Raw genomic sequence first — 997 nt, 5'->3', positions numbered from 1 at the left:
ACGCACTTCAGTGCGCAAGGTGCGGGTGCCGGTGTGCGCCAGACGCACCTTGCGCAGGCGGTGGCCGGGGCGGTCGCAGACGTAACACTCGTCATCGTCGGGGCCGTCGTCCCGCTTGACCAGGGTCACCCGGCTCAGTTGATTACGCGTGTCCCAGTGCATGGTTTGTCCGCGTTGCAGCTCCAGTTGATTGCCGTTGGCATCGAAGCCTCGGGCGATTTCCGCCTCGCCCGGTAACCCGCCGTCGTCCCGTTGGCCTAGGCTGCGATTACTGTGGCCGGAGGTGAACATCGAGAAGCTCGGGGCGCCGCTGTGGTAGCGGGTGATCAGGTTGCCCGCCCGGTCATAGTCGAATGTCTGGGTGTAACTGCGCCGCTGGTTGGGGTCCAGCGGTGTCGGCAACAACCCCGGCAGCGCCGGGCCATGGCTTGGGCTGCTGACCTCCCAGCCCCAGGCGTAGATCAGTTGATAGAGGCTGTCGTAACGGTAGCGGTTGATCGGTTCGATGCGCTGTTGATTGAAATGGCTGACCGTCTGCGACTGGTCTTCCAGCTCGACGATATTGCCCACCGGATCGTAGACATAGTGCAGATCCTGCAAGGGTTTCTGAGTCCCGACTTGTGCCACCAACCTACTCAGCCGGCCGTCATCGGCCGCGTACTCGGCACGGGTCACCACGCCATTGCCGGCGGTTTCGCTGTCGGTCTGGCCGAAGGCGTTGTAACGGAGGTTGCTGACCAGCACCTGCGGTTCGTTGGCCGCGGCCTGTTTCAGCCAAACCGCCTTGAGCTCGCCCGCGACGGTGTGGGCGAAGGTTCTGACGTTGTGCTTGGCATCGGTCTGCGTCTGGATCTCGCCGAGGGGGGTACAGGTTTGTGTCGAGACGAAAGGTATCTCTTCCAACAAGGCATCACGAGCGTCAACGGCCAGCGGCCAATCGGGGGTTTCCAGATCCAACAGCAGCCGCCGGGTTTCGCTGAGTGCCAGGCCATTGAGG

The 997-nt window shown here is 63.1% G+C and carries 1 pseudogene; it reads right to left on the bottom strand.

Annotation, left to right across the window (positions count from 1 at the left end):
- Nucleotides 1-997, bottom strand: a pseudogene (locus tag AC1DH9_RS29810) (RHS repeat domain-containing protein); the annotation flags it as partial.

The sequence above is a fragment of the Pseudomonas sp. 05T35 genome, assembly GCF_056396605.1.
This window is presented reverse-complemented; position numbering and strand designations above follow the sequence as displayed.